At 63.2% G+C, this 25,645-nt stretch carries 16 protein-coding genes; 14 read left to right on the top strand and 2 right to left on the bottom strand.

What is annotated here, in order from left to right; all coding sequences use genetic code 11:
- Nucleotides 1-235 precede the first annotated feature (235 nt).
- From QZ409_RS16230 to QZ409_RS16195, 8 genes are all read left to right on the top strand, one after another.
- The gene (locus tag QZ409_RS16230) at nt 236-1,900 is read left to right on the top strand and encodes a Hint domain-containing protein (protein WP_296713372.1); all 1,665 of its coding nucleotides are present in this window, start codon (nt 236-238) and stop codon (nt 1,898-1,900) included.
- A gap of 330 nt (nt 1,901-2,230) precedes the next feature.
- The gene (locus tag QZ409_RS16225) at nt 2,231-4,903 is read left to right on the top strand and encodes a glycosyltransferase (RefSeq protein WP_296713370.1); all 2,673 of its coding nucleotides are present in this window, start codon (nt 2,231-2,233) and stop codon (nt 4,901-4,903) included.
- 162 nt (nt 4,904-5,065) lie between these two features.
- Nucleotides 5,066-5,293 (top strand): hypothetical protein, encoded by a 228-nt coding sequence (locus QZ409_RS16220; protein WP_296713367.1) that lies wholly within the window; start codon nt 5,066-5,068, stop codon nt 5,291-5,293.
- Between the two features lie 27 nt (nt 5,294-5,320).
- The gene (locus tag QZ409_RS16215; protein WP_342394854.1) at nt 5,321-5,947 is read left to right on the top strand and encodes a sterol desaturase family protein; all 627 of its coding nucleotides are present in this window, start codon (nt 5,321-5,323) and stop codon (nt 5,945-5,947) included.
- A 34-nt stretch (nt 5,948-5,981) separates the two neighbouring features.
- A complete protein-coding gene (locus QZ409_RS16210) occupies nt 5,982-6,479 on the top strand; it encodes a cupin domain-containing protein (RefSeq protein ID WP_296713365.1) in 498 nt (165 codons plus the stop codon).
- A 949-nt stretch (nt 6,480-7,428) separates the two neighbouring features.
- Nucleotides 7,429-8,016, top strand: a complete 588-nt coding sequence (locus tag QZ409_RS16205; RefSeq protein WP_296713364.1) for a hypothetical protein — start codon at nt 7,429-7,431, stop codon at nt 8,014-8,016.
- A 255-nt stretch (nt 8,017-8,271) separates the two neighbouring features.
- The gene (locus QZ409_RS16200; RefSeq protein ID WP_296713362.1) at nt 8,272-13,287 is read left to right on the top strand and encodes a hypothetical protein; all 5,016 of its coding nucleotides are present in this window, start codon (nt 8,272-8,274) and stop codon (nt 13,285-13,287) included.
- The gene (locus tag QZ409_RS16195) at nt 13,284-16,430 is read left to right on the top strand and encodes a hypothetical protein (protein ID WP_296713360.1); all 3,147 of its coding nucleotides are present in this window, start codon (nt 13,284-13,286) and stop codon (nt 16,428-16,430) included. The genes QZ409_RS16200 and QZ409_RS16195 overlap by 4 nt, the downstream gene beginning before the upstream one ends.
- A gap of 41 nt (nt 16,431-16,471) precedes the next feature.
- On the opposite strand, the gene QZ409_RS16190 is transcribed toward QZ409_RS16195, so the two are convergent.
- Together QZ409_RS16190 and QZ409_RS16185 are read right to left on the bottom strand one after the other, a co-directional pair.
- Complete coding sequence (locus QZ409_RS16190; protein ID WP_296713358.1) at nt 16,472-16,825, bottom strand: hypothetical protein; 354 nt, start codon at nt 16,823-16,825, stop codon at nt 16,472-16,474.
- Nucleotides 16,826-17,552: 727 nt separating this feature from the next.
- A complete protein-coding gene (locus QZ409_RS16185) occupies nt 17,553-19,043 on the bottom strand; it encodes a carboxypeptidase M32 (protein ID WP_296713356.1) in 1,491 nt (496 codons plus the stop codon).
- A gap of 295 nt (nt 19,044-19,338) precedes the next feature.
- On the opposite strand from QZ409_RS16185, the gene def reads away from it, so the two are divergent.
- The 6 genes from def to QZ409_RS16155 all read left to right on the top strand — a co-directional run bounded on the left by def (nt 19,339) and on the right by QZ409_RS16155 (nt 25,593).
- Nucleotides 19,339-19,878, top strand: a complete 540-nt coding sequence (gene def, locus QZ409_RS16180) for a peptide deformylase (protein ID WP_296713353.1) — start codon at nt 19,339-19,341, stop codon at nt 19,876-19,878.
- 385 nt (nt 19,879-20,263) lie between these two features.
- A complete protein-coding gene (locus tag QZ409_RS16175; protein ID WP_296713351.1) occupies nt 20,264-21,784 on the top strand; it encodes a HAMP domain-containing sensor histidine kinase in 1,521 nt (506 codons plus the stop codon).
- The gene (locus QZ409_RS16170) at nt 21,781-22,476 is read left to right on the top strand and encodes a response regulator transcription factor (RefSeq protein ID WP_296713349.1); all 696 of its coding nucleotides are present in this window, start codon (nt 21,781-21,783) and stop codon (nt 22,474-22,476) included. The genes QZ409_RS16175 and QZ409_RS16170 overlap by 4 nt, the downstream gene beginning before the upstream one ends.
- 200 nt (nt 22,477-22,676) lie before the next feature.
- Nucleotides 22,677-23,846, top strand: a complete 1,170-nt coding sequence (locus tag QZ409_RS16165) for a DUF3047 domain-containing protein (RefSeq protein WP_296713347.1) — start codon at nt 22,677-22,679, stop codon at nt 23,844-23,846.
- A 62-nt stretch (nt 23,847-23,908) separates the two neighbouring features.
- Nucleotides 23,909-24,625, top strand: a complete 717-nt coding sequence (locus tag QZ409_RS16160) for a hypothetical protein (RefSeq protein WP_296713345.1) — start codon at nt 23,909-23,911, stop codon at nt 24,623-24,625.
- Nucleotides 24,598-25,593 carry an FAD:protein FMN transferase gene (locus QZ409_RS16155; protein ID WP_296713343.1) on the top strand — a complete coding sequence of 332 codons (996 nt, stop codon included), beginning with the start codon at nt 24,598-24,600 and terminating at the stop codon, nt 25,591-25,593. The genes QZ409_RS16160 and QZ409_RS16155 overlap by 28 nt, the downstream gene beginning before the upstream one ends.
- The last annotated feature ends 52 nt before the right edge of the window (nt 25,594-25,645 follow it).

The raw sequence follows: 25,645 nt of genomic DNA, 5'->3' as shown, positions 1-25,645 counted from the left end.
GGCTATCGTCGGATTTTTGTCGATTTCCGAAGGCGTTGGCCACCGCTGGAAACCATTATTAAAACTTTATCCATTATTTCCTTTACGTCAGGCTTAACCGCCAAACGGTGAGCGGTTCGTCGCGAGCATAGGATTCGCGTGTCCCGGCGATGATTCGCGCGCCGGATGCCAGAATGAACACAAGCATCCAGCCCGTTCCTCGATTTGCGGCGCGCACAAGGATTGGAGATCAGGAATGGGAACGAGAACTTGGACTGGCGCTGTCGACAATAAATGGGAAACCAACGGGAACTGGTCCGGCAACAACGCTCCGAACAATGGCGACGACGTTATTCTGAACGGAAACTCCGCCTATTCGGTGAATCTCAGCACGGCGACCTCGGTCAAATCCATTTCGATCGGCACCAACGGCAACAGCAACGCGATCAAGCTCGTGTTGAACTCGAGCTCCGCCAGCCTGACTGTCAGCAATGCGATCACCTTTCTCCAGCCGACCGCCACTATCGAGGGACAGGGCGCAATCAACGCCGGAGGCGGTTTCCTGCTTAACGGCTCCGGTTCCGCAACGATCCAGGCGGGCACTGCGAGCACCGGAGGCACGCTCGACGTGACCGGCGCGATCGCCAGCAATATCCAGCTCGGATTCGCCAACACCACGGTGACTTCGGTGCTGAAGCTGGAAAGCACGAGCACGATCAATTCCGCGATTGCGATTACCTCCGCCACCCAGACGCTGGAGATCGGCGCGACGGCTTCGCTGACGCTGGGCATCGGCGAAAGCATCACCAATGGCACGATCAAGCTCGATGGCGGTTCGCTGACGGACACCACCGGCTTCGCCATTGGCGCGGGAGCAAAGATCATTGGCACGGGAACCGTGACCGGGCCCATCTCCGGCTCGGGCACGATCACCGCCAGCGGCGGAAATCTGACCCTGACCGGCTCGATCACGTCTTCCGGCACAGCCGCGAGCCTTGTCGTCGGCAATGGCTCGACCCTGACCCTGACCTCGACCTACGGCATCGGCACGTCAGGCGCCGCCCCCACCCTGACTTTCCAGGGCACGGGCGACGTGTTCCAGGCGGTCAACGCCCAATATTACGCCATTTCGCTCGGCACGATTTCCGGCTTCGCCGCAGGCGACCTGATCAAGATCCACTCGATCGGAACAGGCGACACGCTGACCTATAGCGGCAATACGATCACCATCCACAATGGCGGCACGACGCAAACCTTCACTTTCGATTCGAGTGTCACCGCGAGCCAGATCACGCTGACGCAATCCGGCACGGTCGATACCTTGCAGATCATCTGCTTCATGGCCGGAACCCTGATCCGCACACCCGAGGGCGAGGTTGCGGTCGAGACTCTGAAGCGCGGCGATCTGGTCGAGACGACAACGGGCGCGGTGAAGCCCATCACCTGGCTCGGCAGGCAGACCGTGTCCAGCCGCTTCGCCGACCCGGTCCGCAGCTGGCCGATCCGCATCCTGGCCGGCGCGCTGGGCGAGAATGTCCCCGCGCGCGACCTCCTTGTTTCGCCGGACCATGCGCTTCTCGTCGGCGGCGCGCTGGTCCACGCCGGCGCGCTGGTCAATGGCAGTTCGATCCAGCGCCTGGCCAGCGTCCCCAACGGCTTCGTCTATTACCATGTCGAACTCGACGATCATTCGCTGATCCTGGCGGAGAATGTTCCGGCCGAGACCTTCATCGACAATGTCGATCGCATGCATTTCGACAATTGGGCCGAGCATGAGGCGCTCTATCCCGACGGCAAAGCGGTCGCCGAATTGCCCTATCCCCGCGTCAAGGCGCGCCGCCAGCTTCCGGCCGCCATACGCAAGCTGCTGGACGAGCGCGCCGTCGCAATCCTTGGCGCCAGCGACCGCGACGCGGCGTAACGCCCATCAGGGATGCGGGCTCGCGTAGAGCCCGCATCCTGGAAACTGCCTTGCCCGTCCGGCCTTTCCATCCCTGACGACACCTGGGCGCTTCACAAAAAGCCTCGATCCGCGCGCCTCTGACCGGCGCCGGATCAATTCGTCGTTCTAACGACGCCAATTGGCCTTGCCGTGGGTAAGGGCGGTCGGTATCAATCGCGTGTCCAGCATTACGCTATCGAATCGTCGCCCTGGTATCTGGCGCCTCTCAGAACGGCAAAGAGCGCGCCAATGGCAATCAATTGCCGCCTTCCAGGCGCGACTGCGTTCGAAATTTTGGGAACGTCGGCAGTGAAGCAGCTCGAGTCCAATATTTTTTTCGACTTGGACTTCTACAAGGTCGAATCGGGAAAATCCTTCAAGACCCGAGACGACGCCCGCGACCATTTCATCAAGACCGGACAAACGCTGGGACTTAATCCCTCGCCCTATTTCATGTGGAGCTGGGTGCGCGAGCAGATCGCAAATGCGACGGTCGAACAATATTTCTCCAAAAAGCTGACGATTCCACCGCATCCCTTGCTGAAGCAGCGGGGCGTTGAAGCCTTCGTCCGGCGCCGGAACTGGCCCAGCGCTCTGGGCGACTGGATCGCCGCGTCGGAATTGAGCGATCTGGTCCCGGCCGCCTTCCTGCAGGAAGAGCATCTGACCGCGAGCCCGCATCAGTACTTTAGCGCGGTAACCAGCTCGAAGTCCCAAAACCCGCTGGAATCGGGCTTTTTCTCCTCCAAATGGTACAATATCGCCTATAAGGACGTATCGTCGAACAAGAAAAACCCGCTGATCCATTATCTGGTGGCGGGCTGGAAAGAAGCGCGCGACCCGTCGCCCCGATTTTGCACCAAGACATATCTCGAACATTTTGGAGATGTGAGCGAAAGCGGCGTGAACCCATTGTTGCACTATGCCAATTTCGGGCATGAAGAGGGCCGGTACGTCGCTCTCACAAAAAACTACGAATTGGCTGTGCAATATCAATCGCTCAGCAATACCGGCCCGAAGTCCTATGTCGGCTTCGACGGCCCCGCCGATTTTCCGCTCGACGATTTTTCCTTCGGCGAGAAGAAAAACCTGGTCATCGTCATACCCTTCTACAAGCGCGAAGATCTTGTCGAAACAGTCCTCGGTTCTCTCGTCGCCTGCGCGAGCGAGCTGAGAAAAATTGGCGCCGTCGTCGTGCTGGTCAATGATTCGCCCGACTATGCGATCCTCGACAAGGCGATCTGCTCCTGGTTTCCCAAGCTCGACGCCCATAGCATCGACACGCTGTATCTTTGCAATTCCAACAACCGTGGCTTCGTCTATTCAAGCAATTGCGGAATCTGGGTGGCGGAAAAGCTCGGCGCTCATTGCCTGCTGCTGAATTCAGATACTGTCGTCTATCCCGGGGCCATTGCAGAACTGCTTTCAGTGCTCGAATCCGACGAAAAATTCGGGTTCGTCAATCCACGGACGAATAACGCCACCATTGCGACCTATGGCGCGAAGCCCGCGACGCCGGTCGATGGCTATAGATCATTCAGCCGGACCCATCAGCTGCTGCCGCGATACCAGATGGCGCCCGTTGTCGTTGGGTTCTGCCTCCTGATCCGCGCCGAGATCATCCGCTATTTCGGTTATCTCGATTCAATTTATGGCATGGGCTATAATGAAGAGAATGATTACATCATGCGCGCCAATCGGCGCGGCTTTACTTCCGTGCTCGCCAATCATGCCTATGTCGCGCATCTGGGCAAGGCGTCGTTCTCCATTCTCAGCGACCATGCCGACAAGGAGCATCTGCAAAACGAAGCCGTCCTGCTGACGCGCTACCCGGAATTCAAACCGGCCATCATTCGTCATTTCTCATCGCCAAAATATCACGCCCACCGCCTGATCGAGCGCGGCAATGATTTTGATGTTCTGTTCGACATTAGGACGGCGTCAAAGACCAGGAATGGCACCAATAAGCTGATCTGCGCCCTTCTTCCTTTTCTCCTGCGGGAATTGAGCGACGTCAGGCTGGCGATCGTCGCCAGCGGCGACGTGCTGGACTATTTTGGCGTTCGCCTTCCCCCGGGCGTCCGCCTCATCACGGACGAAGATGAGGCGGCGAACGTCAAGGCCGGGGTCGGTTTTCTTTTTTCACAGCCCTTCGCGGACATCGTGTTCGATCGGCTCGCTTGCGTGTGCGAGAAAATCGGCGTCTTCCTGCTGGACACGATCGCTGTGGATTGTCTGTACATCCAGAGCGAGGGCCTGGCTCCCCTATGGGAGCGCGTCTGCCGCACCGGCGACCTGTTCGTGTTCAACAGCGAATATACCATGGACCGCTTCACGAAGCGGTTCTCCTTCGCGCCGGGCGCGGCGCTGCTGCCTTCGTTCCATTCCATGAACCCATTGGAATATGCGCAGGACAAGCCGCAAAGACCGCGGCGGCGCAAGCCCGCATCGGCGCGCGCATCCGTACTGATTTTTGGAAATCATTACGAACATAAGGGACTGGTTCCGGCGCTCAATGCGCTCGACGCAACCGATCTTGAGCTCACCGTATTTGGCGTCGACCTCAGCCAGAGCCATGTCAAATCGATTTCCGGAGGGCAGCTATCGGACGAGACCCTGGCCCGGATGCTGGCGTCCTGCGACGTTTTCGTCTTCCCCTCGTTTTATGAAGGCTTCGGCTTCCCTATCCTCGAGGCTGTCGCCGAGGAGAAGCCGATCGTATTGCTGGATTCCGAACTCAATCGCACGCTCCATCGGCGGCTCGGGCGACCGCAGTCCTTTTTCTTCTTCGACGACTTTCGCAAGCTCGCCGAAGCGGTTCGCGCAGCCGCGGCTTTCGACGGTCCCTGGCCGGATATCAAGTCGATGGTCAATGACGGCTGGGGAAGATCCGCGGCCGAAATCGCAAACGGACTCCGGAAGGCGCTTTCCAGCCCGACAGACTTTGAAAAGCTGGAGCAAAGGCTCGCGGCGTTTCTATAGCTGCGTTTTTGACCCGAATATACGGCTGAAACCCGCGTCGTCGGCTGCGGCGGCGGTCGACGCCAATTTCACCAAAAACAGATAGATTTAGTAGTATTAAATCGCTTATCCTGACGGGCCGCCGGCGGCAGGCCGGCTTCCTTTCCGTCCGGAGCCTGTTTCATGACGGCCTTTTTGAGCAGCCACGCCTATCTTCTGATCCTTGTTTCGCTCGGGGCGCTGGAACTCCTGATCGGAAAATTTTCCAGCCCGAGGGGCGACGCCAATGAGACAGCGGTGGACGCCGTCTCATTGGCGATCCATCTCCTGTCCCGGCCTCTGATCTATGGCGTCGTCTTCGGCTTTGCGCTGGCGCTGACGCCGGAAACCCGGGATGCGTTCAAGGATTGACCCTGGTTCGCATGGCTACCGGTCTTCCTGATCGGCGAGGACATGGTGCAATATTGGTGGCACAGACTCGGCCATACAAAATTCGGCTGGCTGTGGCATCGCGCGCATCATTCGGCGCCTTATATGGGCGTGCGCATCACCTTCCGGAACGGCTTCCTTTATTCCTTCCTGATGCCCAATGTCTGGACCGGCGCCGTCTTCGTCTTCCTCGGCGGCGGAGCTTTTGCGGTCGCCTATGGTCTCGTGACAATTCTGGTCGTCGCCGCCTCGCACAGTGAGGTGAGGTGGGATCGCTATTTATACGACGCCAAGATCCTGTCGCCGCTCGCCTGGATCGTCGAGCGCGTAATTTCGACGCCCGCCACCCATTTCAGCCATCACGCTTTGAGCGAGAGCGACGGCGTCGGACATTACAGCCGCAATTTCGGCAATCTCCTGTTTTTCTGGGATGTTCTTTTCGGAACTGCGCTCATCACCCGGAAATATCCGCCCGCCTTCGGCGTCGAAAGCGACCGGCTTTACGGCCATGAACGCTGGTGGGTGCAATTATTCTTCCCGCTGTTCCAGTCGCGCCGGACGGAATCCGAGTTCAACGATCCCGATGCCTGGTTCAGGCGGCTGCGGGCGCCCGCGCCCAGCGCCGCAGCCGAATGACGATCCTGCAACGGAGAAAAGAGGAAAGCGCCACATGACCGGCTTCAAAAACCTGCGGAACGCCCTCCTGATCGCGGCATGCGGGCTGGCCGCTCCTGCCGCGGCCCAGTCCGCCCACGATTTCGTTTATCTCGCGCCGACACAGGTCCCCTTCAAGAGTCCGCTCGGCGCCGGTCCGGAACAAGCGGTCCTGTTCGGAGACCCGTCCAGGCCCGGCGTCTATGTCCTGCGCGTGCGTTTTCCGCCGGGCTTCCACTCCAATCCGCATTTCCATTCGCAGGATCGCCACGCAACGGTCATCAAGGGCGTCTGGTGGAACGGAACCGGCGACAAGCTCGATTTCAAACAGGCGCGTCCAGTCGAAGCCGGCTCCTACGTGCTTCATCCCGCCGGCGGAGTCCACTGGGATGGCGCGGGAGACGAGGAGGTCGTGGTCCAGATCATTGGCGTCGGCCCAGTCGAGACGACGGCTGTGGGCGGGCCTTCCGATCCAGCGTCGGATCATTGGCCCAAGCCGAAACAGGCGGAATGATCTCGATGGCTCCCAACGAGCCATGGCGCTGGCCCCGGCCAGCTCGGCCAACGGCGAAAACACCAGGAGTTCAAGGGGATGCCGGGATTTAAGCTGCAGTCGGCGGCAGCATAGAAATTGCGGCGGGTTTCGGGCGGATTACGGAAGCTCGCCGACGTGTTGGCAAGGGCAGGGATGCGCCATTTGCCAACCGTCATCCGAAGGTTCGGATTGGGCCGGTTTCGTCGCAGAAAGGCGACATTTACTTTCGAGGAAACCGATAGCCACTGGTTCGCCATGACGCCTGCCGCGGTGAGGGAGCGCCTCTTGTTCGCCAAGGGAAGCCGAGAGGGCGCAGGCGCGCCTTAGGATCGTCATGTCAGCCACTGTCTTTACGCCCTCCAAATAGGGACTACTTTTTCGGAGGGCTTGTCAAAAGCACCAAACAATTTAGTCTTATTCTGGGTCGTGCGGAAATGCCCTGTCCTTGGAGCGCTCCATCCCGTCCAGTTAGACTTTATACAGGCAATTACAAGCTTTTGCAGTCGATCCGACAAAGCCGCGAATTTGTTGGCGTCGTCTTTTGGGCGCGCGACAGAGTTCCTTGTTCGTTCCAAAGCACAATGGCTCGTTGTTGATTTGGTCGAGCAGGTAAACAGTCCGATCGGATCTATCGGGCCAGGTTCGAGACCGCGATAAGCAAAGCGGTGCGGACTTTATCCAAAAGAATGCTATTCGCAGATGGTTATACTTGGCGGGGATCGCTCCGCACGGGCCAGCGCCGGACGATAGTCCCAAGCACTTGCACCCACTCCTGCGTTCCGAGGGGTTCGGATATGGTCAACTTCAGGGATCCCGGCCTGCAAACCAAGGTGACGCGCTTTCGCAGCGCATTTTCGAACCATCCGCAACTGGTCGACGAAGGCCAATATTACTAACGAGCAGACTCTTCCGGCCTAGGAGCGGCGCGATGATCCTCCTCGACATCTCTATTTTCACGACCGCCGACGCCAACTGGTCGCGCGGCCTTGGCCCTTATGTGGACGGGGCGAACTATTACCTGGCTTCGTTCAACATCAAGCTCAACGTGCTGCCCGCCGCCTCCGGCCCGCCGGTCGATCTCCTGCTTTCGGGCAAGATGTACGACCCGCCGCCCGATTTCAACCTGATCTCGATGCGGCCGGGGGATCTGAGGGCCGCAGCGCAGACGCTATCGCCCAGTCTGCGCGGGCTGCCCGTCATCTTCTGCAAATTCAACCGCTCAGACGCAGGCCTGACGACCTATACCGAGGACAAGGCGGCGAACCGGTATTTCCCTTGGGCGAACTACTGCATGATCAACGAGAAATACCTTAACTCTGACCGCGCGGCGCTGCTGCACGAAATGATCCACGCCTCGGGCTACATCGGAGACATCGACCCTCTCTGGGGCCGCAACATCCACGACTCGCAGACCGGAAGCATCATGCGGCCGAACCCGGATCCTACCCGCCCGGTGCAGGTCTTCGATCGCCACGCCCGCGCGCTCGAAGGCGCGTATTTCGCCCGCGCGGCGTGACCGCCGAAATGCCGTCATGGCGGGACAACCCGGCGATGACGCAATGACCAGAAGCCGACGCTCGGAGTTGAGGCCATGGCGAACCGTACGCTGCTCGAGGTTGTCGCTCAGGACTTCGGCTTTTCGGTCGATCCCGACGGAGACGGCGGCCAGATACTCAACAGCTTGAGGCTAGAGGGCGATCTTTCGCCCGAACACACCGGCAAGGCGCTCGGCGAAGCGCTGACGCTGACGCCCGGCCGAAGCGGCGTCAGCGTGCGCGCGGCCGCGGCATCGGATGCGATGGTGTTCGCGCTGCCGGCGGTCGAGCGGGATGTCGCTATCGTCCCGCCGGCGGCCGCGGCGGCCTCGCTGCGCGTCGAGATCGCGCTCGTCTCTCCCGAATTGAAGCTGCCCTTCCTGCGCCCGGCAAAGCTGGGAGAGGACGGCTTGCTGGCCGAGGATCCGGCGGGCGGCGGCGTGATGGCGGCGTTCCCGAAGCTTCTGCTCGTAGTCACGGCGCTTCCGGGCAATCCGGACGCCACGGCGAAGCTCGCCCCCTCGCACGACGCCGCGGGGGCCTTGGTGGCGAGTTTCGAACCCGGGCATTCGTTCTTTGGGGGCGGAACCGTTCTGGGCCTCGGCTTGCCGTCGGCGTCGGTCGATTTCGACGCGCCGGGCGGCATGACGCTGCGGTTCCCCCAGGTGGAGTTGTTCGTCGACCCGCCAGGCGTCCCGGCGCTCGCGATGCGGGGCGGGAGTCAAGGCGAACTGAAACTCGAGACCGGCGGCGGAGGATTCACGGGCGACCTCGCGGCCCACGCGGCGGAGGGCGCGCAAGCGGCGCAACGGCCGCGCTTCGTCAAGAGCCTCGCCGCGCATGTGAACCTCGCCCGCAACAGCATCATGCTGCTGGAGCTGGCCGGCAAGATCGAGCTGTCGGCCGAGATCGCGCGCTGGCTCGGCGCCGACATTGGCGATGCGCCAAGCGACCTCGACTACAAGCTGGCGCTGGCGCTCGACGCGGACTGGACCGCCTCCCTGAAGCTGCGCGCGAGTGGCGGACAGGATTTTTTATGGCGCTCGCAGCGCGGCCAGCCGCATGTGCCGAGCCCCGCCCGGGACGCCATGGGCGCCTATGCGGTCTTCGCGCCGCTGCTGGCGCCGTCCCTGCCGGGGGCCGGGTCGAGCGGCTATGCCGATCTGGCGCTGAGCGGCGGCCTCGCCGCCGGGCTGGCCGGCGCCGGCTTCGTCACCACGCAGCAGCTCACCATCCTTGGCGCCGAGCTGGTGGTGCGCCCGGTGGCCGCCGGGGGGCGCGAGGGCGTCGTGTTTTTCGACGTGGAGTCCGAACTTAACCTCAACGCCGGGCTCGGCGGCGTGTCGCTGCTCAAGTCGCGGCGCGCCATCAAGGTGCGACAGAAGGCGGTCGGGCTGAAACTGGCGTTCGGCGGGGATGGCGGCGCGCCGCAGCTACATCCGGTGTTCGACCCGCTCCAGGGGTTTGCGCTCGATCTGAGCGATCCCGGCACCTTCGACGTGCCTGCTCCGCTCGGCGAGTTCCTTCAGCCTGACGCCGCCCGCATGTCGCGCGACAATCCGCTGCTGTTCGAGGTCGACCTAGTCACCAAGATCGATCTCGGCGTCGTCACCATCGACCGCGCCAGTGTCCGCGTCCCGCTCGAAGGCGGCGGGCCGCCGACTCTCACCGGCCTCGGCGCCCGGCTAAACCTGGGGATGATCGACGGCAGCGGCCATATCCGGCTGCTGAAGGATGGCGTCGACGGCGGCTTCGACGTCTCGCTTGCGCCGCCGCTCGGACTGCGGGTCGCGGCGGGGCTGCGGATCGAATCGCACGACGACCTGCTGCAACTGCTGGTGACCCTCGCCGTGCAGTGGCCGATCCCGATTCCGCTCGCCAACTCCGGCCTCGGCCTGTTCGGCTTTCTCGGCCTGCTGGCGATCAACAGCCGGCGCGATCAGCCCGACGGCGTGACCGCGCTCGACTGGCTCCACAATGCGCACGGCGACCCCGGAGATACAAAAAATGGCGCCGCCTGGACCGGCAAGGACGCGCGCGGCGATTTCGCGCTCGGTCTCGGCGCCGTCCTCGGCACGCTCGAGGGCGGCTTCCTGTTCAACGCCAAGGGCATGCTGATGATCGAGCTGCCCGGCCCCCGGCTGCTGATAATGATGAAGGCGACGCTGATGCTGCCCCGGCCGCCGGTGGGGGGAGACAGCGAAGGCCTGCTGCTCGCCGTCATCGAGATCAGCAAGGATCGAATCAGCCTCGGCCTGGTGCTGGAATATGGAATCCCATTCCTGCTTGAGCTGCGCGCGCCGCTGGACTCGGAGTTTAATTTTAACGATCCCCCAAACTGGCGCCTCGACGCCGGATCGGTGGAGAAGCGCAACTTCATCTCGGTGCGGTTCATGTCGTCGATCCGCGCCGACGGCTATTTCATGGTCCACGGAAACGGCATCAAGTCGCCGCTCGGCGAGCTCGGGGGCTTTGCCGTGGCCGCGGGCATCCAGGCCGCCCTGACCTGGGGGCCGGAGCCGATCGGCCTTTACGTCCGCGTCGGCGTCGGCGCGGATGTCGGCATCAGCTTCAAACCGATCATGATGATAGGCCGCCTGGTGCTGGAAGGCGAGCTGCATCTGTTCGTCGTCAGCGTCGGCGTCAAGGCTGAGGCGCTGCTGCGCATCACCGAACTTTCCTTCTATGTGAAGGCGCGTGTCGAGGGGCACGTCGATTTCTTCTTCTTCGAGGTGAGCGGCGGCGTCACCTTTGAACTCGGCGATGCGGATCTGCAGCCGCCGCAGCCGGCCGATCTGATCCGCGCGCTATCGCTGCACAGCCGCAGCACGACGCAGCTGCTGCCGGGGCAAGCGGCCGATGCCCAGGTCGATGGGAGCCTCGGCGAAGCGCTCCCGGACGGCGCGGCGCCGAATTTCACCGTACCTATCGACGCCGTTCCCGTGCTGCAGTTCGAGATGCGCGCCCATGTGCGGCCAGACGTGGAATTACTGGGAAATCCCGTCCACTCGCTGTTGCCGCCGCAGGAATGGGTCCGCCGGGGGCCGCGCCTCTACCGTTACGAAGTGACCGCAATCAGCCTCGCCTGCGACAAGCCGGGGGCGGCGGTGCAGGGCGGCGACACGCCGATCGTCTGGTGGGACCGGTCGGGCAATCCGAGCTTCTCCGACGACAGTGCAGTGCAGCTGGCGCTGCTCGACTGGATTCCCGACGCCACGCCGGCCGCGGCCCTGCGCACCGACAGCCGCGACAAGCAGATCGTCGACCGCTGGGGAACCGCCTGCGCCGAGGCGGCGCCCGAGACCGGCGTGCTGTGGACCTTCCTCGCCTGCGGCCAGGGGCCGTCGGAGAGGGGCTGGACGCTCACGGGCGTGCCCTATCCGGACGATCCGGGGAAGGTTCGGTCGCAACCGGCGCCGCTGGTGATGAAAGTGACCGAGCCCTGGCGCACAGGCGAACTCACCGACGGCTTCCTAGAGGTCCAGCCGGCCATCGTGGCCGTCTTCGGCGCGGGCGGCGCGCGCTATCTGCTGGCGCCGAAGACGGGACCCGAACTCAGGAAATGCGTCGACGGCAATAAATTCGTCGATGCGTTGTTCGAACGCCATCCTCCGGCTGACATCCGCGGCCTCGCCGACGCGGTCCGCCTCGATGCGGGCGAGGTGCGGCAGTTACGGGCGCTCACGGTCGCCGACCCGGAAGCGGGCAAGCTGATCCTGCGAATATTGGACGCTGGCGGCGGCGTGATGTCGGAGGAGTCGCCTCCCGCCTCGCCTATGCCCTCCCGTTGGCAAGATCCGGCGGGGCCATGGTGGGGCGTCGTCCAACCGCTTCTCAACGCCGCCGCCGACATGCGAAAGTTTTTCTTCGACGCGGAATTGCCGGAAGGCGCGGCCTTCATCGAGATCGGCTTCTCCTATGCAAATGCGCAGGCCCAGCAGGAGCCGCGAAGCTATTGGGGACTGCTCGCCTGCGAAGCGGTGACGGCGGCCGAAATCGCGCGAAGGGACTGGGACGAAGACCGCCAGCGCGAAAAGCGGAAAGTCATCGAGGGCGCGCTGACAGGCGACCAGAGCAACCGGGCGTTGCTACACCCGGACGCGGTCTACACCGTCACTGTCGACTACGAAGTGACCGCCGCCACCGCGGACAACAAGGGCCAGCCGATTGCCCAGACGATCGCGACCTCCCAAGGCCATCAGACATTCTGCTTCAAGACGGACGTCAGCCCGCCCGAGCGGCTGGAGCCGCGCGTCATGGCCTCGGCGCCGGCCGAGGCGGAGGAAGGCTTCTTCTACAAAGACCTCGTCCGGCTGGTCTTCTCGGGCGGCGAAGTGCGCAAGCTCTACGCGGCTTACGGATGCGGCCTGTACGCCGTGGTCAAGGCGGCGTCGGGCAGGCATCCGCCCTCGAACGACCGTTTCGGCGCTGGCGTCTTCTCGTTCGCCGGCGGGGCCGTCGCCGCCGTTCCCATCGCGACGCTGGCGATGAGCCCGTTCGAGGATTCGCTGCGGGACGCGCTCGCCGACATGCCCTGCATCGACGCCGCCAACGACGCCTCGCGGCACGAAGTCGTGACCATCGACATTCCGCTGGAGCCGAGCACCGGCTATGTGCTCGACCTCGAGGCGCGCATCACCGACGCGCCGCCAGCACCAACTCCCTACCCGATGTTTCGCCGCTCGTTCCGCACCTCGCGCTACGCCGACGCGGCGGCCCTCGCAGCGGACCTTGCGACGCGCAAGGCAGGGCACCGGTTCCTCGCCAACGTGGCGGCGCTGACGAGCCTACCGGCCGGAACGACGCCCGACGTCGGTTTCGAGGCGGTCTTGAGGGCGGCCGGCTGGGGCGAGTTCCGCCGCGGCGGCGAGCCGCGCACGACCGTGATCTGGACCGGCGGCGCGGGCGGACTGGCGCAGCCCGTCGCGATCTTGATCGAGTCGGCGGAGGCGACATGGCGGCGGCGGCGGGTTCCCGTCAAGCAGGTCAACAACGGCGTCACCTCCTACGTCTACGACATGCAGACCTGGCTCGACATCGTCGAGGCCGGCGGCCAGCCGTCGGTGTCGAAAATCGTGCAAGCCAGCGACGGCGCACGGACGCTCGCCATCCTCGGCCCGAACGCCCGCGGCAAGCGGGTCGTGCTGCAGCTCAGGCGGACGCAGCACCCACTCTACGAAGGCGGCGGCGGTCACTCGTTGGCGACGCTGGCCGACATCCAGTTGATTGCGCCGTGGGAGGGCCACGCATGAGCCAGCGGATCGTCGTGGACGGCAGGCTGCTGACGCTGCGCGCCGCAGCGCTGCAATGGGGCGAGGAGCCCGGACGGGGCGACGCGCGCGGAACCAGCCCAGTGCATCTGCGCTGGATGATCCACCGCATGCTAGGGCTACCGCTCCAGCCGTTTCAGATCTGGCGCATGTCCTATCCGGGCGGCGCGCGCAGCAAGCAGGACCTCGCCGACAACGGCGATTGGAAGTTGGTCGAAATCGTCGGCCTGCCGATCAACTCCGACGAGTGGGCCGTAACCGGCTATTCGCGCGATCCGCAAGGCCTGGTGGACGCCGGGCTGCTAGACCCAGTCGAAGCGGCGCGACAGAGATTGATCCGCGGCGCGCCGCCGAAGGGCTGGCCGCCCTTCGGGCCGGATGGCGACTCCGTGCCGGCCTGGGAGAAGCCCGACGAAAACGGCTACCTCGACGCGCTGCTGCGCGGCGAGTTGCTCCCCGGCCTTCGCGACGTGCTGTTGGGGGAGCCCGTGCCGGAGCGGCAGCAGACGATCCATGTCGACATCGAGCGGCCCGTCGACGAACTCCGGCCGCGCCTGCTGCTCAACAATGTGGTCGGGTCTTTCTCCGGCGGCGACAAGCCCCGCGGCTCCTGGCGGCCGTTGAGCGTGATGGCCATGGCCGCCGGCTCCGACCCGCTGGCGGCGCTGGCGCTGGGCTTTGGAACCGCCATCGACACGGAGATGTTCGGCGAGGAGATTTACATGGTCACGGTCCGCTGCGCCGACGGCCAAGGGAACGAGGCCGAGCTGGCCGACATCGCCTTGGGCGGCGCGCTGATCCAGCGCGTGCCAAAACCGGCCGGACTCGCGACGCATCTCGCCAGAACCACGCGCCCGCAGCGGCTCGATGGCATCCGGCAGGAGTCCATCGGAGTGACGTGGGATCGGCCCCCGACGCAACTCCCGCCGCCCGCGCTGGCCCCGGAGGTCCCGACCGCCGTGGCTTATGCGGTCGCGCGGGTCGATCGGGGGCGCCTGTTGCTGACGCGCCGCCCGCCGGACGTTCAAGGGTGGCTCTCCTTCGTGCCCGGCAAGCCGATCAACGCCGACCCTATCCTCTTCCTCGACCACAATCTCCGCGGCGACATCGACAGCCACGGCGTCGAGCACGCCAATCCGTTGGCCTACAAGGCCGATTATGCGGTTGCCGCTCAGGACATATTCGGGCGCTGGAGCGACTGGGAAACCGTCTCCTATTCCACCGCGAACGAACCGCCGCAACGGCCGACGGTGATCTCCGTCACCCTCGACAACGCTGGCCGGCTCATGGTCGACTTTAGCTGGGACTGGTCAGACCGCAGCCCGCAGTTCATCGAACTCCAGGGCGTCTGGACCGACGCTCCCGGCGCCCCTGTGGCCTCGGTGAAGATCACATTCGCGGGCGGGCCGGTGGGCCAGGCCGTGGGCGGCGGCGCGGTCGCGCCTCTATCGGTAGAAAGGACGCCTTGCGGCTGGGGGGTGGAGCAAGACAGCGACGACGCCCCGCTGCCGTTCAGCTGGACCGGCGTCGTCGGCTCGGAGCCTGGAACCCGATACTATCGCTGGACGACGCACGTCGATCTCGCCTTTACGGACGCGCGCTGGCGGGAGTTCGGCGTCGCCGGCCGCGGACAGCAGCGGCTGCATTTCGCCTATTTCGGCAGCGGCTCGACGTGGAACATCAGCCCTTGGTCCGCTCCGGCGACGACGCGGGTGTGGGACGACCGGCGGCCGTCCTTGCCCGCCGTATCGTGCGAGGCGCCTCTCTGGGCGTCGCTTCCGGACGCGCTGGGGATCGCCCGGTTCGTGCTCGAATGGCCTGCGGCTCAAGGCGCAGCGGGCTACATCGTCTACGAGGCGACAGAGACGGCGCTCCTAAGCGCGAAGCGGCAGGACCAAGGGCCGGCCGAAGGTCCCGAGAAGGCGGAGCCGGACACGACGATCAGCTATGCGGATAGGCTGCGAGACCTCAAAACCGGCTTCAGCATCGGCGCACATCAGAAGATGTTCCGGCGGGTCACGAGCCCGCCACTCGCCGGACTCCGCCTTGAAGTGTCGCTGCCCCGCGGCAGCAAGGTGATCCACTTCTTCGCGGTCACGTCGGTGACGGAGAACCAGAAGGAGAGCGACTTCCCGGCCGCCAACAATCAGTTTTTTGCGGTCGCGGCGCCGCGTCTCTCCGATCCTCCGACGCTCGGGCTTTCGGTCGCGCCGGCGGCCGGCGACGCCGGCCATGTCGACGTGCGGCTGGAGCTGGCGGGCGGCGAAAGAGCTTTCGTCGAGCTCTATCGCACAACGGTCGCCGACGCCGCGGCCGATGTCGGCTCGATGGGGCCGCCGGTGGCGAAAATCGACGTCGCGGGAGCGTATACTTACGCCGACGCCACGGTGACGCCCGGCTGGTTGCCCCAGCGCTACCGCGCGGTCGCCTGGTCGGTCCGCGACGACCTGCTCGGATTGGTGGAACGCCGCTCCGCCCCCACGCCGCAGGCGGTCGTTCTCGTGCCGCCGCCGCCGGCCCTCGAAAACCTCGCGGGCAACCAGCCGCTTTCGACCCCCGTCGACTGTTTGGTCGTGTGGACCGCGCCATCGCTGGCTGCGCCCGCGCCGAGCGGCGCGACCGCCGTCGTAGAAGTTCGTGGGCCCGACGCGAGCCAGTCGCTACAGCAGCGCTTCTCCGCCTTGCTCAGCGAAGCGACGCGGCTTGGCTCGGTCAATGACCTTCCGGCCCCCGCCGTCGGCGCCGGAAAGCTCTTCGCTTTCGATAATGGCGTCTATCGGGCTTGGGTGAAGCGGCCGGCCGCCGACGCGAAGATTGCGGTGACCGTCAAAATGATCGATCCGCTCGGCGGCATGGCGCGTGGGACGGTTGTCGTGGATCCGATCCCGCCGGAGCAGCAGACCGTGATCGTGCCGGCGTGGCAGACGCTCGAGCAGGTCCTTAATGGCGACGATATGGGAATGGACATTCTGTCCGCGACGGAACTGGGATTGCGCGTCGCGTTCATCTACCTGCAGCAGGTTCCAGGCTTCGCGGACAATCAGGTCATAACGATCGCGCCGCGGCCCGGCGCGCGTGTGGTGGTCGGCAGCCTCGTCACAGTGAGCGTCAATCAGCAGGGCTGACCACGCAGGCGGTGTCTGCGACGGAGAGACGCCGCCCTTCGTCAGTTCACTTCCCAGTCGAACGGGGGAGGAGTGGTCGTGGGGGTAACGCCCGCCGCCAGGGCGCCCTGACCTGAAGAGGGGACCGTGTTGAAATCGAAATTATCGAGGTGCGCCAGGTAAATCGCAAACCCGGCGACGCCGGGGACCGGCACCCAGAGCTGCAGGATGAGTGCGCTCGCGTCCCAACGCCATTCGCCCTGACTGACACCTTGCCCTGAAAGCTGAGCGAAGTCGCCCGACCAGGCGCCTGTCGGCGAAGGGGCCGTCAATTGAGCGGTGTCCCAGGCGATGTCGATAAACAACGTGCCCGGAACCCAACTCGGCATAATCTTTATGGTAGCGCCCTTCTGCACAAATGCCTCCAAATTGGTCGTGAGTTGGAAAACAGCGCGCGTTTGGCCTGCTATCGGTGAATCACAATATACCGTTCAGACCGAACACATCAGGCATCAATGTTGTCATCCGTCGGCGGTGGTAGAATTACCCCGTAATACGTCTTTTTGGGCGCCGCGCCATCCGCCGCAAGCGCCCGACCTCATGGCCGATGTCAGCGGCGGTGAAGGCTCAAGATGATTAATCCTCCACCATTCGCGCATTCGCGAAATTGACGAAAAACCGCACCTGCGCATCGTGATGATGGGCGAACACGAACACGCGGCGTACTCGCAAGCTTCGAATGGTCGCCGCCCGGGGACAAAGCCGATCCGGGCGTGTTCAATCGAGGGCCGCCGATTGTGCGGCCGGCCCGTCCTTGTCCCATCCTTGCCGTTGCCGATGATTTCTACAAAATTCCACTTCCCGCCGTATTGAGACTTTTGGGGGGCGATCGGCGAAATGCCGCCTTGGGTCACGAAGAGACTTACGCCGCGCGCTTCCCGGGGGTCTGCTCGGCGCCACAAGCGGAAGTTTGAAGTTGCGTGAGGGAGCTCGCGCATCGTCAAGTATAGCGGAAGTTCGATCTATCGAGTTGCGGCGGCGCAGTCTGGCGAAGCCGCAACCGATCCCTCACAGTTCTGCGTGCTTGGAAATGCTGAGCGCGTCGTCCACCTCGATTCCAAGATAACGGCCCGGTTTCCGGCATCACCCCAAATAGCGCGCCCGCAAATGCTCTTCGAATGCATCGGCGTCCAGCGCCGAACCGGTGGCATGGCGCAGCAAGTCATTAAATCCGTAGCGGCTGCCCAAGGTATGAACCTTGCGCGTGAGCCAATCCTGCAACGGGTCCATGCTCCCCTCGCCCAAAGCCACATCGATCGTCGGCTCCTCGCGCCTTGCCGCGGCCATCAATTGCGCTGCGGCCATCGCGCCAAGCGTGTAACTGGGGAAATAGCCAAACGCGCCGTCGTACCAATGAATATCCTGCAAACAGCCTTTGGCGTCACTGGGCGGCACAATGCCAAGCAGTGATTTCATTCCGTCGTTCCACGCGGCAGGCAGATCATCCAGCCCCAGGTCCCCGCCAATCAACGCCTGCTCGAGCCGGAAACGCAAAATCACGTGCGCAGGATAAGTGACTTCATCGGCGTGCACGCGAATGAATCCGCGATGCACCCGCCGCCACAGCCGCGCCAGATTGCCCGCCTCAAACGCCGGATCCGGCCCGAACGCCGCCGCCAGCTCGGGGGCCAGAAAGCGCAGAAACGCATCCGACCGCCCCGCCTGCATCTCCACAATCAGGCTTTGGCTTTCGTGCGCGGCCATCCCCGCCGCCTCGCCGACCGGTTGACGCGCCCAGGCGGCTGGCAAATGCTGTTCATACAGCGAATGGCCGGTCTCGTGGATCACACCCAACACCGCGCCGGTGAAATCGGCCTCGTCATAACGCGTGGTGATGCGCGTATCGGTCGGCGTGCCGCCCGTAAACGGATGCGCTGAACGATCGAGCCGCGCATGCGCGTAGTCAAGCCCGATGCGCTCGGAAAGCTTTCGGCACAGCGCCTCCTGCCGATCGGCCGGGAAGGGACCGGCTGGCGCGAGGGGCGCCGGTCTGGCCGCCTGACCTCCCTCAATTTCCTCCAGATTTTCTCGCAAAAACGTCTCATACCGCGCAAACACCGGCGTCACGTCCGCCGCGCCAACGCCAGGCTGGAAATTATCCATCAACGCGTCATAAGGCGTGCAGCCAGACTTTTCGGCCCACAACCGGGCCGTTTCCCGCACCAGCTTCAGCACCTCGCCCAAATACGGCTTCACGCTGGCATAATCGGAATCCCGCCGCGCCTGGCGCCAGACTTTCTCGCATCTGGAATTGGCGCGCGACCGCGCCTCAACCAGTTCGCCCGGCAATGCCGTAGCGCGCGCATGGGCCCGGCATATCAGACGCAGATTGGCCGCTTCCCATTCGTTGGAAGGCTCCTGGGCGGGCTCTGAAGCCGCCGCCAGCCATTCTCCCGTCGCCGGATCAGTGAGCAGCTGGTGCGACAGGCCGGCAAGCGCCGCAAGCTGATCGCCCCGCGCCGCCGCCCCGCCTGGCGGCATCATCACCGAGGAATCCCAGGCCAGCACGGACGAGGCTTCATGGATGATCGCAATGCGTTCGAAACGGTGCTTGAGTTTGGCCAGAGCAGACACGATTTCAGGGCCTTTCGTGCTTGGAGGCAAGCATGATCACGTCGATCAGCCACTGGCTGATCCAGATGATGGCATAATTAAATGATTGTTAGGCGGTCCGGGAAACCGTTCGACAGCGCCGGGGGCGCGGCGCGTCGCCACCAGCAACGAAAGCTTCGGGTAACGCATGCCCTTCCCCCGGCAGCATCCACTGTAACGCCGGTGCGCCGGGTCGTCACCGATGCTACACCAATTGCGCTGATCGGGGCGATTGATTTGCGGTAGCGCCATAGCCATGAACAGAATGGAGACGGGCATGATCCGTGAGATATTGAAGATGGGCGATCCTCGACTTTTGCAGGTGGCGGGGCCGGTTGAGAACATCCATGATCTCACCCTGAGGGCAATTATCGCCGATATGTACGAGACCATGCACGCCGCGAATGGCGTCGGCTTGGCCGCGCCCCAGATCGGCGTCGGCCTGCGCCTGATGATCTTCGGCTTCAACGAGAACCCGCGATACCCCAACGAGAAGCCTGTTCCAGTGACCACGCTCATCAATCCATGGCTCGAAGTCCTGACCGAGGAGACGGAGGAGGATTGGGAAGGCTGTCTGTCGGCGCCTGGCATGCGCGGGCTCGTCCCGCGCGCGACGCGCATCCGTTACGGCGGCACGATGGAAGACGGCAGCGAACTCGCGCGCGAGGCTAACGGGTTTCACGCGAGGGTCTTTCAGCACGAATTCGATCATCTCAATGGCGTGCTCTATCCACAGCGTATTAAGGACATGACCAAGTTCGGCTTCATCGAAGCCTTGTTCCCCGAGAGCGAATTGGCTGCCCTCGAAGCGGACTGAAATGCGCTCTCTTCTATCGCGGTCGCCGCCCCGACAACGTCAAGAGATTTGATTGCTCCTGCACACAGACATCTGCCGTTCCAAATGGTGGCTGTACGCCGGCTCTGCGCCAGTTGCGGACCATTGACCAAAGTCGATTGGTTGAGCCGGCTCGTCGCTTAAGCGGTCGTTCGCTAAGGGGTGGATACCATGCGATTCCTTCCCTCTATGCTTTGCTTTTCCGGAGAGGAGTCGATCTCCGCGAAGTTAAATGCTCCGCGATGGAAGGGGCCGGCCTACGCGAGAGTCATTGCGATCCAATCATAGATCGGGGAGTATCGGGCGGCTCCGCTACGACATTCTCGGCGCAAGTATGAAAATGCGGAGGGGGGACGCCGAAGATACCATGAAAACCGGATTTTGGCGTTTTTACCTTTGGCTTGGCCGCCTCCTGCGCGGGCCGGAGCCATCTGCCTGGACCAGGGTGTCCGAAGGATCGAAAATCGGCGATATCGCGATCCCCGCGATCATCATCGCCATCCCCTTGCTCGCTTTCGGATACCTGATCCTGAACTGGCTCGATGCCGACGACGCGGTCAAGCGACGTGAAGCGCAGGAGCGAGCCAGCGCCGAGGCTCGCAAGGTTGAGACCGTCGCACGCACCGCGCTCGACGCCAAATCGCAAGCGATCTTCGAAAGGATCGAAGCCGTCCGCAAACAGGAAAATCCGATCGGCCAGTTGCGCCAATTGATCTATTCCCGAGAGATTTCCTACGTCCTGATCCGGCGCGGGACTGATCTCGTTTTTCCCACAAGCGAAGAATGGGCGTTTCCTTACATTGAAGATCAACGGCGTCAGTTGCTCTCGGTCGCGGCCGATCTCTATTCGCGGATGGACCCACCCCAAGGCTGGTATGCGGGCATTTCGGGCATCGTCTTTTTTCGGTGCAATCGCATCGAAAAGGAAAGCGTCTGCTTTGCCCTGGACGAAGCGGCCTTGCGCCCCGACCTCGTGTCCGCCCTTAATTCGGCCGCCGAGCAAGCGCCCGATTGGGCCATTTTTCTTCGCGACAGTTATAATCGCGATTTTTGGACCAACAGACCCGGTTTCGTCGGCGATGGCTATACCTTTCCCATGAGCGGCCCCTTTCAAGGATGGACGCTGCAAGTCAGCGGCCTAGCGCCGGCGAAGACGAGCCCCGGGCGCCTTGTTGCGATGAGCATCCCCTTCGCGCTTTTCTGGATCTATTTTGTCCTGAACCTGAGCAAGCGCCAGTCGGAGAAACTTGCCCTGGCTGAACGACGAAAGGCCTTCCTGGACAAAATCGCACATGACCTGCGCACGCCGCTCTCCAATTTGAAGCTCTATTGCGAACTGGTCGCGCAGGAATCACAGGGGAACCCCCAGGCGGAAGACCATTGCGCGATCCTCTCGGCGGAGGTCGACCGTCTCGACCAGGTCGCCGCCAATGCGATGGCCTTTGGCCGTTCCGAGCCTCCGCAACGGCGCCAGGCCGTACCGGATGATTTGGTGCAGCTTTCGCTCGAACGGTTCAATCTTCGCTTCGCGTCCTGCAAAACCATTTGCACGATCGCGGCCAGCGAGACGACGCCTCTTGTCTTTGACCTGAGCGCATTCGAACGGATCCTCGTCAATCTGCTCGATAACGCCTGCAAATATGCGCCCGGCGCCATTGTGGTGGCGACCCGTTACGAAGCAGGATTCCTTCACCTGGAGGTCTCGGATAAGGGGCCCGAAGTGACGCCATCCGCCGCCGCCGAGCCGTCGGGCTCAGGTCTCGGCCTGTCGATCGTCCGCGAACTCGCCGAGGCGAATGACGGCCACGTCACTTTGGTCAATGGACAGCCAGGTCTCCATGTGATCGTCACTTTGAAAGCAAACCGTGCGAAGGGACGACTCGCTTGACGCTGCTCGTGGCTGAGGACGATGTCCATCTCCTGAAAGGATTGCTTGAACTGCTGACTCGCGCGGGTTTCGATTGTATCGGCGTTGTGGATGGCGAGCGCGCACTCAAGGTTTTTCGGGAAAAAAAGCCCGCGCTTTGTCTGTTCGATGTGCTGATGCCAGGCATTGATGGCTTGTCGCTTTGCCGTGAAATCCGTTCCCTGGACCCACAGGTTCCCATTCTGCTGCTGTCCGCGAGGGACGCGGAGATCGATCGTGTGCAGGGGCTGGAAATCGGCGCCGACGACTATATCGTCAAGCCATTCGGTCCGCGCGAACTCGTGGCCAGGGTCAAGGTCGCCCTTCGCCGTCGAGGAAACGATGTCGCTGCGCCCGACGATCCAGACAAGCCGTTCGTCATGGGCGACATCCGAGTGGACGTCGCTGCCCTGCGCGCCTTTCGCGGTGAACATGTCATCGATCTCACGCGCCGCGAAGCAGTGCTGCTGAAAATTCTGTTCGAGCGAAGCGGCAGGCCAGTGCCGCGCAATGACCTGCTCGATCTGGCCTGGGGCGAGAATTTCATGCCCGACAGTCGCGCCCTCGATCAGTATATCTCCACACTCAGGCGCAAAATCGAGCGCGATCCCGCAAAGCCTGAGATCATCAAGACGGTTCACGGCGTCGGCTACCGTTACGATGCGGAGTCCTGATCAAAGCCAGGCAGGCTGAGAATTGTCTTACAAAATTTATGGGTCCGCCTGACCCCTTCCGCCGCGAACGCGATCATCCTCTTCATTGCTCGGGCGTGACATCGCCTCGACCTTTCCCGGCCCCGCCGAGGGAAGCCGTCGTTGATTTCCGCGCGTGCGTCGGAACTTCAAAAAATGAATCGCAGGGGAGGAAACAGGCAATGTGCGTGGCATGTCTCGGTCTGAGAAAACCGAAAAATGAAATCACGGAATCCGAGTTCCGATCAGGTTTCGCTTCGCTCCTGGCCAAGGCGCCGCCGGATACGGTGCGCGACTCGGCTTTCTTCTCGGTTCCCGCCAATCAGCCGCCCTGGTTCGATACCGGTCTGGAGCTTCAGGCTGGCGAGCGCGTGAGCCTTTTTCTCGTCGGAGAAGCGGTTCTCTCGCGCGACCTCAACCTGTCCTTTCATCCGGACATGCAGCTCTGGTATCGCATCGGCGACGCCGGGAACATTTTCAGGGGCACGCGCAACTCGCACACGTTTACGGCCGACAACGCCGGGCGTTTGTTTCTCGGCAGCTATTTTCCGGGCGAATGGGCGACACGCACCGGCGCCGTCTCGGTCGGAACGGAAGCCTATCGTCTGATGGAGGGCGGCCTTGGCGTCTTTATCGTGCGCTGGGCCGGGCAGCCCCTGGAAGGCCTGAAGCGGCTGGCCGCGCTCGGGGATGTTGGCGGTCTCCTCACTTCGGAGATCGACCGGCTGGAACATGCGGTCAAGCCGCCGCACGGCTGGGACTATCTCTGGTTCCTCGGCCCTTCCGAAATCTATTCCGTCGGTCAGATCGCGCCCAGCCAGCGCCCCTCTATCGCGTGCCATACGCATCGCGACGCGGCGATATTGCACAAGGACGTTTCCGTTCCTCTGACCAGCGACCTGCGGCTGCAATGGTCCTGGAAGGTCGACGCCCTGCCGTGCGATGGACCGGAAAACACGCTTGAAAATCACGATTACGTCAGCATCGCCGTCGAGTTCGACAATGGGCAGGATCTGACCTTCTTCTGGAGTTCGCAACTTCCGGTCGATTCCGGCTTCCGCTGCCCCATTCCCACCTGGACGGCGCGCGAGACGCATGTCGTCGCGCGATCCGGCTCCGGCGATCTGGGGCGCTGGTGCGACGAAGAGCGACCCCTTCATGCCTATTACGAGCGCTTTGTCGGGACGATCGGCAGACTCGACGACGAGCGGGATCCAAGAGTCGTGGCGCCGCCGACCAAGGTCGTCCGGGTTTGGCTGATCGCCAACACAATGTTCCGGCAGAAGGAAGGACGATGTGAATTCGGCGCCATCGAACTCGTGTCGGACAATGCTGTGGTGACCTTGAACTAGAGCCGACGCCGACGGCCGCTTCATGCGGTCGAAACCCGACCCGAGGCAGCCAGGGGAACGAGATGCCATTTCGCAATGCCGCGACTCGAACGCTGGCTGTTTCCGTTTGGGCGATCCTTCTCGCATCGCCATGCGTGGCGATTGACCGAGTGAAACTGCAAGAGTTTTTCGCCGCGCCTTACTCCGTCGGGGCGCGTGACGGCGAGCTTCCAATCTGGCCGATTTTCAAAAGAACACCGTCCCGAGACGAACTGATTGCCTATGTTTTCGAATTTACCGATTTCGAGGCCGCGCCGGTCTCGCCAGACGCAGGGATCGACAGGCTCGTTGCCGTTCGCCCGTCGGGCGAATTCCTCGAGGTTCAGGTGATCGGCGCGGAGCCGTCGCCGATATGGAATTGGTTCCGGAAAAAGTCTGCCTTCGACTTCATCCGGCGAGATCAGGCCGGCGCATTGAAGCTTGAGGCCGGCGCAGCTTCAGGCGCTTCTCCTCAAGAAGCTATCGAGCGTTCACGCGATTTCGTGCGCGCGCGGTTGTCGATTGCGGCGGAGTCGCCCGGGACTCCTCTCCCGGAAGCCATCTTCCGCGAGCCTTCGGCCGCGACCCGAATAGCTCTGACCGCTCTTGCCGTTTCCATCGTCTTGTTCCTGGCGGCGCTGTTTCGATGGCGCGCACTGGTCCTTTCGCCCGTCTACGAAGAGCGCCAAGGCGAGCTCGCTGCTGGGTCGCCATCTTCTCTGGAGTTCGACGCATGCAACCGAGCCGTCGCAACCTTTTGAAACTGGCGCTATCGGCATCGGGGCTTGGCGCAGCCGCCTCAACGGCGGCCCTCTCTCGCGATTGCCCCTCGTTGCGGCGCGCCGGCGTGGCCTTTGACACGGGCGTCGCGTTGACGGTCGTCGGTCTCGACGAGCGCGACGCCGAAGACGCCCTGGACGCCGGTTTTGCGGAAATTCGCCGGCTGGAGCAAATTGCGGGCCTGACGAGGCCGGGCAGCGACATATGCCGTCTCAACGCCAATGGTCGCCTCGCCAACCCCGATCAGGCGCTGCTGGACATGCTCGCGGTCGCCGACCAGGTCCATCGTGCAACCGATGGCGCTTTCGATGTCACTTTGCAGCCCTTGTGGATTCTCTATGACGCCTATGCGAAGCGCGGCGAATGGCCTAGCGACGCGCAATCGGCCCCGGCGCGCGCGCTGATCGGGCAGGCTGATGTGGCGTTCAATCGCGACGAGATCGCTTTCGCGCGCCCCGGCATGGCGATCACCCTGAATAGTCTGACGCACGGATACGCCGCCGATCGCGTCGCGCGCGTGTTCGCCGAACGCAGCGTCCAGCACGCCTTCGTCGATACCGGAGAAATGGAGTCGCTTGGTCACGGCGCCGCGGGCGGGCCCTGGAAAGCCGGAATCCAGCACCCGCGCCAGCGCGATAATCTGCTCGGCTCTCTCCCCGTCAGCGGGTGCATCGCGACGGCGGGCGACTACCAATATTATTGGTCGGAAGATTATTCGCGCAATCACATTCTCGATCCGCGCAGCGGCGCCTCGCCCAGCTCTTTCGCCTGCATTTCGGTCATCGCCCGGACAGCCGTCCTCGCCGACGCGCTGTCGACGGCGGTCTGCGTCGTCGGCCCGGACAAGGCGGTCGATTTGCTGCGGCGTTTCCAGGCGGAAGCCTACGGACTGACCAAAGACGGTTCGGTCTGGTCCTCGCCCGGCTTTCCGCGTGACAGCCTGGCGTGAAAACGCGCCGCGCGCTTTTCACGGCGCATCAAGGCCTTGGCCGGATTTTATC

Origin of the sequence: Rhodoblastus sp., from assembly GCF_019449565.1 — a bacterium.
Lineage (GTDB): Bacteria > Pseudomonadota > Alphaproteobacteria > Rhizobiales > Beijerinckiaceae > Rhodoblastus.
This window is presented reverse-complemented; position numbering and strand designations above follow the sequence as displayed.

Excerpts from the sequence above, each read along its gene's own strand:
- def (WP_296713353.1), top strand. The coding sequence starts at position 19,339 with ATGATCCGTGAGATATTGAAGATGGGCGATCCTCGACTTTTGCAGGTG.
- QZ409_RS16205 (WP_296713364.1), top strand. The coding sequence starts at position 7,429 with ATGATCCTCCTCGACATCTCTATTTTCACGACCGCCGACGCCAACTGG.
- QZ409_RS16160 (WP_296713345.1), top strand. The coding sequence starts at position 23,909 with ATGCCATTTCGCAATGCCGCGACTCGAACGCTGGCTGTTTCCGTTTGG.
- QZ409_RS16210 (WP_296713365.1), top strand. The coding sequence starts at position 5,982 with ATGACCGGCTTCAAAAACCTGCGGAACGCCCTCCTGATCGCGGCATGC.
- QZ409_RS16175 (WP_296713351.1), top strand. The coding sequence starts at position 20,264 with ATGAAAACCGGATTTTGGCGTTTTTACCTTTGGCTTGGCCGCCTCCTG.
- QZ409_RS16195 (WP_296713360.1), top strand. The coding sequence starts at position 13,284 with ATGAGCCAGCGGATCGTCGTGGACGGCAGGCTGCTGACGCTGCGCGCC.
- QZ409_RS16220 (WP_296713367.1), top strand. The coding sequence starts at position 5,066 with ATGACGGCCTTTTTGAGCAGCCACGCCTATCTTCTGATCCTTGTTTCG.
- QZ409_RS16155 (WP_296713343.1), top strand. The coding sequence starts at position 24,598 with ATGCAACCGAGCCGTCGCAACCTTTTGAAACTGGCGCTATCGGCATCG.
- QZ409_RS16230 (WP_296713372.1), top strand. The coding sequence starts at position 236 with ATGGGAACGAGAACTTGGACTGGCGCTGTCGACAATAAATGGGAAACC.
- QZ409_RS16165 (WP_296713347.1), top strand. The coding sequence starts at position 22,677 with ATGTGCGTGGCATGTCTCGGTCTGAGAAAACCGAAAAATGAAATCACG.